This window comes from Actinosynnema sp. NPDC023794 (assembly GCF_040639675.1).
Classification (GTDB): domain Bacteria; phylum Actinomycetota; class Actinomycetes; order Mycobacteriales; family Pseudonocardiaceae; genus Actinosynnema; species Actinosynnema luteola.
The window spans coordinates 680204-693035 of the sequence record NZ_JBFAFR010000002.1 but is presented as its reverse complement, the minus strand read 5'-3'; the positions used below and the strand labels follow the sequence as shown (position 1 = coordinate 693035).

Sequence of the window (12832 nt, the reverse complement as noted above, 5' to 3'; positions counted from 1 at the left end):
CGTCCGTCGTCATCGTCGGCGGCGGGGTGATGGGCGTGAGCGCGGCGTTCCACCTGGCCGAGGCCGGCGTGCGGGACGTGGTGCTGGTGGAGCGGGACGCGCTCGGCTCCGGTTCGACGGCCAAGGCGGCGGGCGGGGTGAGGGCCCAGTTCTCCGACGAGGTGAACATCCGGCTGGGCGCGCGGAGCCTGGAGGCGTTCGCGCGGTTCCCGACCAGGCCGGGCCAGGAGATCGACCTGCGCCGCGTCGGCTACCTCTTCCTGCTGTCCGAGCCGGAGCACGTGGCGGCCTTCGAGCGGAACGTGGTGGCGCAGAACGCGTTGGGCGTGCCGAGCCGGATGCTGGACGTCGCGCGGGCGCGCCGGCTGTCGCCGCTGATCTCGACCGACGGGCTGCTCGCCGCCGCCTACTCCCCCGACGACGGCCACTGCACGCCCGAGTCGGTGGTCCTGGGTTACGCGACGGCCGCGCGGCGGCTGGGCGCGCGGCTGCTGACCGGCACGACCGTGACGGGGATCGCGACGTCCGGCGGCGAGATCCGCGCCGTGGCGACCGACCGGGGCGTGATCGCGACCGGCGCGGTGATCTGCGCGGCGGGCGCGTGGTCGGCCGGGGTCGGCGCTCTCGCGGGGGTCGACCTGCCGGTGACGCCGCTGCGCCGGCAGCTGGTGGTCACCGGGCCGGTGCCGGGGCTGCCGCCCGTGGTGCCCTTCACGATCGACTTCGCCAGCACGTTCTACTTCCACCGCGAGGGCCCCGGGCTCCTGATGGGCATGTCGGATCCCGCGCAGGAGCCCGGTTTCCACCTCGACCGGTCCGACGAGTGGCTGCCCCGGCTCGCGGACGCGATCGGCAGGCGCGCGCCCTCGTTGCTGGACGTCGGCGTGACCGGCGGGTGGGCCGGGCTGTACGAGGTGACGCCGGACCACAACGCGCTGATCGGCGAGTCGCGCGAGGTGAGCCGCTTCCTCTACGCCACGGGGTTCTCCGGGCACGGGTTCCTCCAGGGGCCCGCGGTCGGCGAGGTGCTGCGCGACCTGGTGCTGGGTCGCACGCCGGTGGTGGACGTGTCCGCGCTGGACGTCTCGCGGTTCGCCGCGGGGCTCCGGCCCGAGCTGAACATCGTGTGAGGGTGACGTGGGCGCGTTGGACGGAGTGGTCATCGCGGACTTCGGGCGGGTGCTGGCCGCGCCGTACGCGACGATGGTGCTGGGCGACCTGGGCGCCGAGGTGGTCAAGGTGGAGCACCCGCGTGGCGACGAGACGCGGGCGTGGGGCCCGCCGCACGCGCGCGGCGAGGCCACGTACTTCCTCTCGGTGAACCGGAACAAGCGGTCACGGGTGCTCGACCTGGCGACGGCGGAGGGCCGGGCGGTGGCACGCGAGCTGGCGCTGGGCGCGGACGTGCTGGTGGAGAACTTCCGGCCGGGCACGATGCGGAAGTTCGGCCTCGATTACGAGGCGCTGTCGCGGGAGCACCCCCGCCTCGTCTACTGCTCGGTCACGGGGTTCGGCGCGGGTGGCGGCGCGGACCTGCCGGGGTACGACCTGCTGGTGCAGGCGGTCGGCGGGCTGATGAGCGTGACCGGCGCGGACGAGCCGACCAAGGTCGGTGTCGCGTTGGTGGACGTGCTGACCGGGGTGCACGCGGCGGTGGGCATCCTCGCCGCGCTGCGGCACCGCGACGCGACCGGCGAGGGCCAGCTGGTGGAGGTCGACCTGTTGTCCGTGCTGCTGTCGAGCATGGTCAACCAGAGCGCGGGTTACGCGCTGGCCGGCGTCGTGCCCGGCCTCTTGGGCAACCGGCACCCGTCGATCGCGCCCTACGAGGTGTTCCCGACGGCCGACCGGCCGGTGGCACTGGCCGTGGGCAACGACCGGCAGTTCACCCGGCTGTGCGACGCGCTGGGGTTGCCGGCCGACCCGCGGTTCGCCACGAACGAGCTGCGGGTCGCGCACGTGGACGCGTTGGCCGAGCTGCTGGCCGGGCGGTTGCGGACGCGCCCGGCGGCGCACTGGTCCGCGGTGCTGACGCCGCTCGGCGTGCCGTGCGGGCCGGTGAACGACCTGGCCGGCGCGTTCGCGTTGGCCGAGTCGCTCGGCCTGCGGCCCACCGCGGACGTCGACGGGCTGGAGCTGGTGTCGAACCCGATCCGGATGTCCGCGACGCCGCCGACCTACCGGCTGCCGCCGCCGAAGCTCGGCGATGACGCGAGCGGGTGAACGGGCGTGCGCCGTTCGGCGGCGGCTGATTGGATCAACGCCCATGCGCCACCTGGTAGCGGTGCTCGCCGCGCTCGTGCTGTCCGTGTCCGCCGCGCCCGCCTTCGCCGCGCCCGCGTCCGCCGCGCCGTCGGCCCCGGTGCGCGCGGAGCTCGACTTCACCGGCGTCGTGTCGTTGAAGGGATGCTCGGGCGCGGTGGTCCGGCCGCCCGAGCACCGGCCGTCGGACCCGGCGCTGGTGATGACGAACGGGCACTGCGTGAAGTTCATGGAGCCCGAAGAGGTCGTGGTCGACGTGCCGACGGACCGGAAGTTCACGCTGCTCGACCGCTCCGGCGAGGGCTCGCTCGCCACGCTGCGCGCGTCCACGCTGGTCTACGCCACGATGCACCGCACCGACGTCGCGCTGTACCGGCTCACGTCCACCTACGGAGAGCTCGAGGCGATGGGCGGCCGTGCGCTGGAGCTGTCGGCGGAGCACCCCGGCGAGGGCATCGACATCGAGGTGGTGTCGGGCTACTGGCGGCAGGTCTACTCGTGCCGGGCAGACGGTTACGTGCACCAGCTGCGCGAGGGCCGCTGGACCTGGCTGGGCTCGATGCGCTACACCGAGGACTGCCGCACGAAGGGCGGCACGTCCGGCGCGCCCGTGGTGGACGTGGCCACCGGCAAGGTGGTGGCGGTCAACAACACCGGCAACGAGGACGGCGAGCGGTGCACGGACAACAACCCGTGCGAGGTCGACCCGTCCGGTGAGGTGACCGTGCGCCAGGGCATCGGGTACGCGCAGCAGACCCACCAGATCGTGCCGTGCCTGACCGGGGGCGGCCGGGTGGACCTGACCGCCCCCGGGTGCGGGCTGCCGCGTCCGGCGGCCTAGGGCTGGAACCGCTCGCCGGACAGCGCCGCGACCGCGGCCATCGGGTTGCCCAGGTGGTAGTGGTCCACGGCCAGGTAGGTCGGGGTCTTGCGGGCGGCGGGCTCGCAGAACCGCCGGGCCCGGTCGGCGAGCTTGCCGTTGTCGGTGGTCGCGGTGCCGGTGATCGGGACGTCCCGGAAGTGGTTCATCACGAACAGCGGCCGGAAGCCGGGCTCGGTGCGGGTGAGGGGCGTGGTCCAGCGGCTGAAGCAGGACCAGTCCGACGTGCCCAGGCCCGAGCCCATCGACCAGTGGTTCTCCACCGTCCACTCCGACTGGTACATCACGCCGAACGTGTCGCGCTGCGGCGAGTCGCCGGACCGGCCGCGGTCGGTGAAGATCATCAACCGCTTGTCGCCGGCGCGCAGCGCGTCCAGGGTCGGCCAGCCGTTCGTCCGCACGCCCGCCTGGTCCGGGCGGAAGAGCAGGGTCGCCAGGCCGTCGACGCGGGCGAGCTCGGCGCGCAGCACCGCCGCGGGGACGTAGTCCTCCAGGAAGATCGTGACGAACTCGGTCGGGTTGCGTTCGAGGAAGTCCACGACCCGCTGCACGTCCACCCACAGCGCCACCGGTCGGCTGACGAACGTGCAGCTGTTGTGGCACAGGATCGCGCCGTCCGGGGTCTGGTGGACGTCGAGCTGGAACCCGCGCACACCGTCCCGGAGCTGCTGCTCGATGCCGCGGGCCTGGTTGGGCGCGAGGTTGGCGAACGGCGGGGCGAAACCGCCGTCCACGCCGTTGGCGTAGGCGTTGTGCGCGGTGAGGAAGGTGACCTGGTCCAACCGCCGCTGACCCTCCGGCGGGACTGGCGCCCGGCGGGGTGACACCGGGGTGAGGTACCAGAGGTCGGCTCCCGCGCCGATCCGCACCTGGTCCGTGCCGGCGGCGATCAGGTGGCGGTCGTCGCCGGGCACCTCGAGCCGGTGGCGATCGCCGTCGGGCAGCACGTCCCACTGCGCGTCGGCGCTGTCGCAGGACGACATCACGGCCCGGTCGCCCTGGCGGCCCAGGCACTGCGCGCCCTCGCGCAGCGTGCGGCCGGCGAGGGTCCACTGCTGGCGGTCCTCGTCGCCCTTGGGCCGCCGTTGGAGCACGGACGTCCCGGACACGCCGGCGTTCAGACCGGTGGTGACGCTTTGCACGTAGTAGACGCCGTCGGCGGGTGCGGCTTGAGCGGTGAGCGGTGTCATCAGGGAGGCGACGAGCGTGGCGATCAGGACTGATCGGGTGGCGCGCATCAAGAAGTCCTCTCGAAGGCTCCGCGGCGGCGGACAGTTCCACAGGTTAAACGCGAAAGCTCTTCACGTCAGCCCGTCCTACGCTGGTGCCATGACCGAACCGTGGGGAGACCCCGACAAGATCCGCCGCGTCCTCGCCGCCGGGGAGACGTGGGCCGTGGTGGGGCTGGCCGACCACCCGCACCGCGCCGCGCACGGCGTGGCGAAGTTCCTCCAGCAGCGCGGCAAGCGGATCGTGCCCGTGCACCCGGACGCGCCGACCGTGCACGGCGAGCAGGGCTACGCGACCCTGGCCGACATCCCGTTCCCGGTCGACGTGGTCGACGTGTTCCGCCGGTCCGAGGCGGCGGGCGCGTTCGCCGACGAGGCGGTGGCGATCGGCGCGAAGGCGGTGTGGTTCCAGCTCGACGTGGTGGACGAGGCGGCGTACGAGCGGGCCACGGCGGCGGGACTGGACGTGGTCATGGACCGCTGCCCCGCCATCGAGTGGTCCGAGCACGGGCCGCGCTGATCACCGCCGGGCCGCGGGGAACCCGTGCGCGCGGGCGGCGACGACCACGGTGAGGGCGGGCACGAGGAGCACCAGCGCGCTCCACGGCAACGAGCCCGCGCCGAGCCGGTCGAGCAGCAGGCCGCCCGCGACGCCGCCGCCCGCCATGGCCGCGTTCCACAACGTGACCAGCAGGGCCTGCGCGGAGTCCGCGGCCTCGCCGCCCGCGTCGCCGGCCGCCGTCGTGAGCAGCGTCGGCACACCGCCGAACCCCAAGCCCCACAACGCCACCGCGACGTAGACCAGGGGCGCGACGGCCAGGTCGACGGCCAACGCGGTGACCGCGACGGCGAACAGCACGGCGGCGGCGATCATCAGGGCGCGCAGGCGGCGGTCGATGTGCGCGCCGACGACCCAGATGCCCGCCACCGACGCCACGCCGAACACGAGCAGCACCGCGTCGACCCGGTCGGCCAGGCCGAGCCGCGCCAGGTACGCGGCGATGTAGGTGTAGAGGATCGTGTGCGCGAGCACGAACACCAGCGTCACCGCCAGGACCGGCGCCACACCGGGCAGGGCGAGCGTCCGCGCGACCGGGATCCGGCCGCCGCGCGGCTGACCGGGCCGGTCCGGCACCACGGCCGCCACCCAGGCGATCAGCGCCACGGCCAGCGCCGTCATCGCCCAGAACGCGGCACGCCAGCCGAGCGCGCCGCCGAGGAACGTGCCCGCGGGCACGCCGAGCGACAGCGCGACCGGGATGCCGGCCATGACCAGCGCGGTGGCCTTGCCGCGCAGGTGGTCGGGCGCGACGCGGCGGGCGTACCCGGCCAGCAGCGCCCACACCACGCCCGCGGCCACGCCGGCGACGAACCGGGCGGCCAGGGTGACCGGGAAGGCCGAGGAGACGGCGGTGACGGTGTTGCCGACCGCGAACCCCGCCACCCCGGCCAGCAGCAAGCGCTTGCGCGGCCAGGTCGAGGTGGCGGCGGACAGCGGGATCGCCGCCGCCACCGTGCCGATCGCGTAGACGGTGACCAGTTGGCCGGTCGCGGACTCGCTCACGCCGAGACCGGCGCTCATGCCGCGCAGCACGCCGGCCGGCAGGGCTTCGGTCAGGACCGTGATGAACGCGGCCGTGGCCAACGCGAGCAGGGGCCGCAGCGGCAGCCTCCCGGCCCCGGTCGGTGGCGCGGTGTCGTCACGAGCGGCGGTGTCGGATCGGGGCGCGGTGTCGGATCGGGGCGCGGTGAATCGCATACCGCATGGTCGAACCTCACACCGGTGTCACTTTCAATCCACGGCGGCGTGAGCCGGCACACACCCGCGGCTAGCGGGCCCGGCGGTGCGCGGTGACCTCGATCTCGATGCGCATCCTCGGGTCGGACAGGCCGCACTCCAGCATCGTCGCGGCCGGGCGCACCTCCCCGAACGCCGCGCGCAACACCGGCCAGCACGGCTCGAAGTCCTTGGCGTCGGGCAGGTAGTACGTCACCCGCACCACGTCGGCGAAGCCGCTCTCCGCCTCGGCCAGCGCCGCACCGATGTTGGCCAGGCACTGCTCCGCCTGCGCCACCACGTCGTCGGAGATGGTCATGGTGGTGTAGTCGAAACCGGTGGTGCCGGAGACGTGCACCCAGTCGCCGTCGACCACCGCGCGCGCGTAGCCGATCTGCTCTTCGAACGGGGAACCCGACAGGATCGCTCGTCTCATGGGATCAACCTATGTCGTGCTCCGGCCGACCTCGAAGCTGTTTCCGCGCGGCGATGGCCGCCGTGCGGACCCGGTCAGTAACCTGCGGGCCATGCCGGTCGTCGCGCTCAACGGGATCAACCTCAGCTACCACGTGCAGGGCGAGGGCGACCTCGTCGTGATGGTGATGGGCACCGGCAGCCCGGGCCGGGTGTGGCACGCGCACCAGGCGCCCGCGCTGCGGGAGGCCGGTTTCCGGGTGGCGACCCTCGACAACCGGGGCATCCCGCCGACGGACGAGTGCGCGTCCGGGATGGTGATCGAGGACCTGGTCGGCGACGTGGCGGCGTTGATCGAGTCGCTCGGCGGTCGGGCGCACGTGGTCGGCACGTCCATGGGCGCGCGGGTGACGCAGGAGCTCGCGCTGGCCCGGCCGGACCTGGTGGCCAAGGCCGTGATGCTGGCGACCGCCGGCCGCAAGGACCCGGTGCAGTTGGCGTTGTCGCACGGCGAGCGCGCGCTGCACGACCAGGGGATCACGCTGCCCTCGCGGTACTACGCGGCGGTGAACGCGGTGCTGAACCTCTCTCCCGCGACCCTGCGCGACCCGGTCGGCGCGCGCGACTGGCTGGACGTGTTCGAGTTCACCGGGTCGTCGGTGAGCAAGGGCGTGCGGGCGCAGATGGAGATGAACGACTTCGACGACCGGCTCGACGCCTACCGCGCCATCACCGTGCCGTGCCTGGTGGTGGGCTTCGCCGACGACCGGGTCCTGCCCGCCCACCTGGCCCGCGAGGTGGCCGAGGCCATCCCGGGGGCGCGGTACGAGGAGGTGGCCGACGCGGGCCACTACGGGTTCCTCGAACAGCCCGACGCGGTCAACCGGCTCCTGGTGGACTTCCTCAAGGGCTGAACCGCTGCCGTCCGGCGTCCGTTTGTGGAGTACGTGACCACGGATGGTGACCGGTCGACCACGGGAACTCGCCTACCCCCGCGTCGCGAACGCCGTTACCGTCGATCGCGACCTGGTGGGAGGCCCGATGGATGCGCGACGCGCCCGCTGGACCCGGCTGGGCCGCACCACCCGTCTGGTCGCCCTGGCCGCGGTCGGCGGTGTGACGTGCCTCGTGCTCGTCCCCGTCGCGATCAACGCCGCCACCGGCGGGTCGGCGCTGCCGGTGCTCGGCCCGCACGCGCGGTGGCTGTGGCCGGCGCTGATCGTGCTGTCCGCGCTCACCGCGTGCCTCGCGGCGTGGGACCGGTTGAGCGCGCTGCTGGTGCGACGACGGCCCGCGCACCCCGCGAACCGCCGGGCGGCGCTGGACCGGGTCGAGCGGTTCGTGCGGGCGCGGGTGGACGGGTCGCTGGGCGAGCAGCTGCGGCTCAAGCTCGGTGTCGCGCCCAGGGTCGGGCCGCGCCTGTCGACGCGCGTGCGCCACCCGGTGATCGTGGCCGGCGAGGCGGGCGCGGGCAAGACGACGTTGCTGCTGGAGCTGGCCGAGGCGTTGCTGGCGCGGGCCGCGCTCGACCCGGTCCGGCCGATACCGGTGGTCGTGGACCTCGGTGGTTGGCGGCGTGACGACGATTTCGGCGCGTGGCTGCTGCGCGTGCTCGCCGACCGGTACCGGATCGCGGCGCGGGTCGGACGGGCGTGGCTGCGGGAGCGCAACCTCGTGCTGCTGTTCGACGGGTTGGACGAGCTGGCGCCCGCCGACCGGGTCGAGTGCCTGGCCTGGATCACCGCGCTGAACGTGCCGCAGGTCGTGCTGTGCACCGCGAGCGACGAGTACGAGCACCTGCCCCGGTACGACGTCGTCCAGGTGGAACCGTTGTCCCGCACCGTGGTGCAGGAGCTGATCGCCGCGTGCGGTCCGCGGCTGGACGGCCTGCACGACGAGCTGGAGAAGAACCCGGACCTGTGGGACGAGCTGCGCACGCCGCTCGCGTTCGGCCTGCTGGCGTTGGCTTACCGGGCCGGGCGGGCGGAGTACCGGGGTGTGCTGGACACCTACGTGGTGGAGTCGGCCGCACGGGGTGCGACGCGTCCGGAGCGGACGGTGCGCGCGTTGCGGTTCCTGGCCCGCATCGCGACGCGCAAGCGCGACCTGCTGGCGCGATCGCGGCTGCCGCCGCGGCACGTGTGGCTGGACTTCGTCGGTCCGGAGGCGGTGTGGCGGCTGTTCCGGCGGGCCGCGCCGGGCGCGTTGGCGGGCGGGGCGGCGGCGTCGTGCTTCGTGGTGGGCGTGCGGCTCGGCCTGGTGACGGCCGCGGTCGCCGCCGTGGCCACGGTCTTCGTGCCGCACAGCGCTTTCCGGGTGACGCGTGGTGACCCGAGCCGGGGGAACGTCTGGGCGGCAACGGGTTTCGTCGCCGGCGCGTTGGCGACCGGCGGGGTGTCGGTGCTCGGCGGGGTGATCGGCACGCAGGTCGCGCGGTGGCCCGCGGCGGTCGGGTACGGGCTGGTCGTCGTGGTCGCGTTGCTCGTCGCGTACGGCAACACCCGTGACCGGTACTGGGCCGTGGCGTGCGCGCTCGTGCCCGCCGGCGTGATGGTGGTGACGGGACCGTCGGCGGAGTTGGCGGCCGGGCTGGGCATCGGGCTCGGCACGGGCGCGCTGGCGGGCGCGTTCGTCGGCGGCCTGCGTGAGGTCTGGTCCGGGGTGCGGGTCCGGCCGGCCGCCGGCCTGCGCTGGCTGCCCGCGGCGGGCGCGGTCGGGGTGGGGTTCGCGGCGCTCGCGGGCGCGGACGTCCGACTGTCGGCGTTGGGCGCGGTGACCGGGCTGCTGGTCGGGCTGGCCGTCACGCCGATCGCGAACCGGCCGTACCACCTGATCGCCGAGCTGCTCGCCCGGCCGCTCGCGCTGGACGAGTTCCCGTTGCGGCGCAAGGCGATCCTGCAGTCCGCGCGCGACCGGGTGCTGCTGGTGGACGAGCACCGGTTCCCGCACGACCTGGTCCGCGACCACCTCGCCGAGTGCGACCCGGTCGAGCTGGCGTCGAACGTCGAGCGCAGGCGCGCCGAGCTCAGCCCCACCGGGTCCGACCCCACGGCTTGAACACCGACAGCACGGTGTTGAACGTGTACAGCGCCAACGACACGCACGCCGCCACCAGCACGTCGCCACCCGCCGCGACGACGCCGTCCGCCGCCTCGTGCAGGCCCGAGCGCAGCGAGAACGTCGTGGCGATGACCGCGATGACGGTCAGCACGAACTTCACCAGCACCCACCGGTGCCTCACCAGGCCCCACTTCGTGCCGAGCGACAGCACCACGCCGGTGACCAGCGCGCCCAGCGCCAGCGGTAACACGACCAGGTCGCCGAGCAGCTCCATCGCCGGGTAGAGCTGCGGCGCGTCGAACGCCGCCAGCGCGAGCACGAGCATCCCGGTCGTGACGCCGAGCCAGCCCACGGACGTGATGACGTGCAGCAGCAGCCAGGTCTTGCGGGCCCGGGGTTTCAGGCCGTTCACGGCCCTGGCGGTGTTCCCGGCCCTGGCCGACTTCACGGTCCTGGTGGTCTTCACGGCTTCCATGGCGCACAGCGTGGCGCGCCGTGCGCCGTCACCGCGTCGGTCCGGCAGCGGCTCCCGCGACTACGCCTGTCGACGTACCCAGTGCGCCGGGCGGGTCACGGACTTCGGCAGCTTCGTCGCGTCGTCGCCCTTGGCGGCGTCCACCTGGGCCTGGGTGAGGAAGAAGCTCCCGGTGAGGTTCGCGCCGGAGAGGTCGGCGCCGCGCAGGTCCGCGCCGATGAAGTCGACCAGCCGCAGGTCCGCGTTGGTCAGCTTGGCGCCGATGAGGTACGCGCCGCGCAGGTTGGACGCCCGGAGGTTGGCGCCCTTGAGGTCCTTGCCGATCAGGTCCGCGCCGCGGCGGTTCTTGCCCTTGCCGCGGGTCAGCTCGCTGGCGCGCAGCAGCAGGGCGTTCGCGCGATCCCAGTGCGGTCCGACGTCCAGCGCCAGCAGCTCTTCGGGCGTGCCGGTGGTGAGGGCCTCGATCGTCTTCCTCAGCTCGCGCGCGGCGGGGTGCAGCTCGCGGGCCGGCTCCAGGTCCAGCGCCTCGGTCAGGTACCAGAGCAGTTCGTGCAGCTGCCGCATGACCGGGAACACGGCGAACATGGCGGGCGCCGACGCCGGGTCGTCACGCCAACTCGTGCCGCCGAACGTCACCTGCGCCACCTGCTGGCCCGCGCCGAAGCAGTCGTACACCGTGCAGCCGGTGAAACCCGTGTCCCGCAGCGCGGTGTGGATGCCGCAGCGGAAGTCGTCGCGCAGGTTCGGGCACGGCGTGCGGGCGGGCTTGTCGATCGCGAAGTCGACCGACTTGGCGAAGGCCGGCACCACGCAGCACAGGGCGAAGCAGCGCGCGCAGTCGGCGCGGAGGTCGTTCATGCGCTCAACGCGTCCAGGATCTGCTGACCGTACTTGGCGAGCTTGTTCTCGCCGACGCCGCTGATCGCGCTCAGCTCGTCCAAGGTGGACGGGGTGGTCGCGGCGATCTGCCGCAGCGTGGCGTCGTTGAAGATGATGTAGGGCGGGACGCCCTGCTCCCTGGCCTGCGTGGTCCGCCACGCGCGCAGCTTCTCGAACACCGGCGCGGCCTCGGCGGGCAGGTCCACCGGCGCGTTCTTGGCCGCCTTGGCGGTCTTGACCTTGGCCGCGCGCTCCTTCTCACGCCGCATCATCACCTTGCGGCCCTGGTAGAGCACCTCGTCGCTGCCGGGCGTGACGACGAGCGTGGAGTACTCGCCCTCCACCGCGAGCAGGCCCTGCGCCAGCAGTTGGCGGACCACGCCGCGCCAGCCGCTCTCGTTCAGCTCGGCGCCGATGCCGAACACCTTCAGCTGGTCGTGGTCGTGCTGGATGACCTTCGCGGTCTTGCGGCCGAGCAGGATGTCGATCGTCTGGCCCGCGCCGAACTTCTGCCGCCGTTCGTTGCGCAGCCGCACCACGGTGGACAGCACCTTCTGCGCGGCCACCGTGCCGTCCCAGGTCTCCGGCGGCGCGAGGCAGGTGTCGCAGTTGCCGCACGGCGTGGCGGACTGGCCGAAGTAGTCAAGCAGCCGCACGCGACGGCACTCGACCGTCTCGCACAGCGCGAGCATCGCGTCCAGGTGGGCCATGAGCTTGCGGCGGTGCTGCTGGTCGCCCTCGGAGTCGTCGATCATCTTGCGCTGCTGCACGACGTCCTGCAGGCCGTAGGCCAGCCAGGCGGTGGACGGCAGCCCGTCACGGCCCGCGCGGCCCGTCTCCTGGTAGTAGCCCTCCACGGACTTCGGCAGGTCGAGGTGGGCGACGAACCGGACGTCCGGCTTGTCGATGCCCATGCCGAAGGCGATGGTGGCGACCATCACCAGGCCGTCCTCGCGCAGGAAGCGGGACTGGTTGCGCGCCCGGGTGCCCGAGTCGAGGCCCGCGTGGTAGGGCAGGGCCGGGATGCCGTTCTGGCTGAGGAACTCGGCGGTCTTGTCCACCGAGTTGCGCGAGAGGCAGTAGACGATGCCCGCGTCGCCCTCGTGCTCGGTGCGCAGCAGTTCCAGCAGCTGCTTCTTCGGCTCGTTCTTGGGCACGATGCGGTACTGGATGTTGGGGCGGTCGAAGCTGGCGACGAAGTGCTTCGCGTCACCGAGGTTGAGGCGTTCGGCGATCTCGGCGTGCGTGGCCGGCGTGGCGGTCGCCGTGAGCGCGATGCGCGGCACCTCCGGCCACCGCTCGTGCAGGTGCGAGAGCGCCAGGTACTCGGGCCGGAAGTCGTGGCCCCACTGGGAGACGCAGTGGGCCTCGTCGATGGCGAACAGGGCGATCCGGCCGCGCTCCAGCAGGCGGGTGGTCTGCTCGGTGCGCAGGCGTTCGGGGGCGAGGTAGAGCAGGTCCAGCTCGCCTGCCAGGAACTCGGCCTCGACCATCGAGCGCTCGTCGGGGAACTGGGTCGAGTTGAGGAACCCGGCGCGCACGCCGAGGTCGCGCAACGCGTCCACCTGGTCCTGCATCAGCGCGATCAGCGGCGACACCACCACCCCGGTGCCCTCGCGCACCAGGGAGGGGATCTGGTAGCACAACGACTTCCCGCCCCCGGTGGGCATGAGCACCAACGCGTCCCCGCCGGCGACGACGTGGTCGACGATGTCCTGCTGCTCCCCGCGGAAGGACTCGTACCCGAAGATCCTTCGCAGCACCTCTTGCGAAGCCATCGCGCGATCCTAACGGACCCCTCCGACACCCCTCCGGTCCGTCCACGCGACGGCGCCCTCGAACAAGGCCACAACGGG

Annotated in this window: 12 protein-coding genes; 6 read left to right on the top strand and 6 right to left on the bottom strand. The window is 73.2% G+C overall.

The annotated features are described in order from the left end of the window. Positions 1-29: 29 nt before the first annotated feature. The 3 genes from AB0H12_RS07850 to AB0H12_RS07840 are packed head-to-tail and all read left to right on the top strand — an operon-like array spanning position 30 to position 3103. Positions 30-1130, top strand: a complete 1101-nt coding sequence (locus AB0H12_RS07850; protein WP_499621795.1) for an NAD(P)/FAD-dependent oxidoreductase — start codon at positions 30-32, stop codon at positions 1128-1130. Between the two features lie 7 nt (positions 1131-1137). Then, positions 1138-2223 carry a CaiB/BaiF CoA transferase family protein gene (locus AB0H12_RS07845; protein ID WP_499621618.1) on the top strand — a complete coding sequence of 362 codons (1086 nt, stop codon included), beginning with the start codon at positions 1138-1140 and terminating at the stop codon, positions 2221-2223. 43 nt (positions 2224-2266) lie between these two features. Continuing rightward, complete coding sequence (locus AB0H12_RS07840; protein WP_499621617.1) at positions 2267-3103, top strand: S1 family peptidase; 837 nt, start codon at positions 2267-2269, stop codon at positions 3101-3103. On the opposite strand, the gene AB0H12_RS07835 is transcribed toward AB0H12_RS07840, so the two are convergent. Next, positions 3100-4380: a phosphoinositide-specific phospholipase C-related protein gene (locus AB0H12_RS07835; RefSeq protein ID WP_499621615.1), complete on the bottom strand. Its 1281-nt coding sequence runs from the start codon at positions 4378-4380 to the stop codon at positions 3100-3102. The two genes, AB0H12_RS07840 and AB0H12_RS07835, sit on opposite strands and share 4 nt — an antisense overlap. Before the next feature lie 91 nt (positions 4381-4471). Here AB0H12_RS07835 and AB0H12_RS07830 point away from each other — a divergent pair, with 91 nt between their 5' ends. Next, positions 4472-4891 carry a CoA-binding protein gene (locus AB0H12_RS07830; protein ID WP_499621614.1) on the top strand — a complete coding sequence of 140 codons (420 nt, stop codon included), beginning with the start codon at positions 4472-4474 and terminating at the stop codon, positions 4889-4891. On the opposite strand, the gene AB0H12_RS07825 is transcribed toward AB0H12_RS07830, so the two are convergent. Together AB0H12_RS07825 and AB0H12_RS07820 are read right to left on the bottom strand one after the other, a co-directional pair. Further along, the gene (locus AB0H12_RS07825) at positions 4892-6130 is read right to left on the bottom strand and encodes an MFS transporter (RefSeq protein ID WP_499621613.1); all 1239 of its coding nucleotides are present in this window, start codon (positions 6128-6130) and stop codon (positions 4892-4894) included. Between the two features lie 70 nt (positions 6131-6200). Continuing rightward, a complete protein-coding gene (locus tag AB0H12_RS07820; RefSeq protein WP_499621612.1) occupies positions 6201-6584 on the bottom strand; it encodes a RidA family protein in 384 nt (127 codons plus the stop codon). A 91-nt stretch (positions 6585-6675) separates the two neighbouring features. Here AB0H12_RS07820 and AB0H12_RS07815 point away from each other — a divergent pair, with 91 nt between their 5' ends. Both AB0H12_RS07815 and AB0H12_RS07810 read left to right on the top strand, forming a co-directional pair. Next, positions 6676-7476: an alpha/beta fold hydrolase gene (locus tag AB0H12_RS07815; protein WP_499621611.1), complete on the top strand. Its 801-nt coding sequence runs from the start codon at positions 6676-6678 to the stop codon at positions 7474-7476. Between the two features lie 127 nt (positions 7477-7603). After that, positions 7604-9619, top strand: a complete 2016-nt coding sequence (locus AB0H12_RS07810; protein WP_499621609.1) for an NACHT domain-containing protein — start codon at positions 7604-7606, stop codon at positions 9617-9619. On the opposite strand, the gene AB0H12_RS07805 is transcribed toward AB0H12_RS07810, so the two are convergent. Genes AB0H12_RS07805 through recQ form a run of 3 tightly spaced genes read right to left on the bottom strand, consistent with a single transcriptional unit; the run spans position 9588 to position 12754 of the window. Continuing rightward, complete coding sequence (locus AB0H12_RS07805) at positions 9588-10097, bottom strand: hypothetical protein (RefSeq protein WP_499621608.1); 510 nt, start codon at positions 10095-10097, stop codon at positions 9588-9590. The genes AB0H12_RS07810 and AB0H12_RS07805 overlap by 32 nt on opposite strands. Before the next feature lie 60 nt (positions 10098-10157). Then, positions 10158-10955 carry a pentapeptide repeat-containing protein gene (locus AB0H12_RS07800; protein WP_499621607.1) on the bottom strand — a complete coding sequence of 266 codons (798 nt, stop codon included), beginning with the start codon at positions 10953-10955 and terminating at the stop codon, positions 10158-10160. Then, entirely contained in the window at positions 10952-12754 is a 1803-nt protein-coding gene (gene recQ, locus AB0H12_RS07795) for a DNA helicase RecQ (RefSeq protein ID WP_499621606.1), read from the bottom strand. The genes AB0H12_RS07800 and recQ overlap by 4 nt, the downstream gene beginning before the upstream one ends. Between the last annotated feature and the right edge of the window lie 78 nt (positions 12755-12832).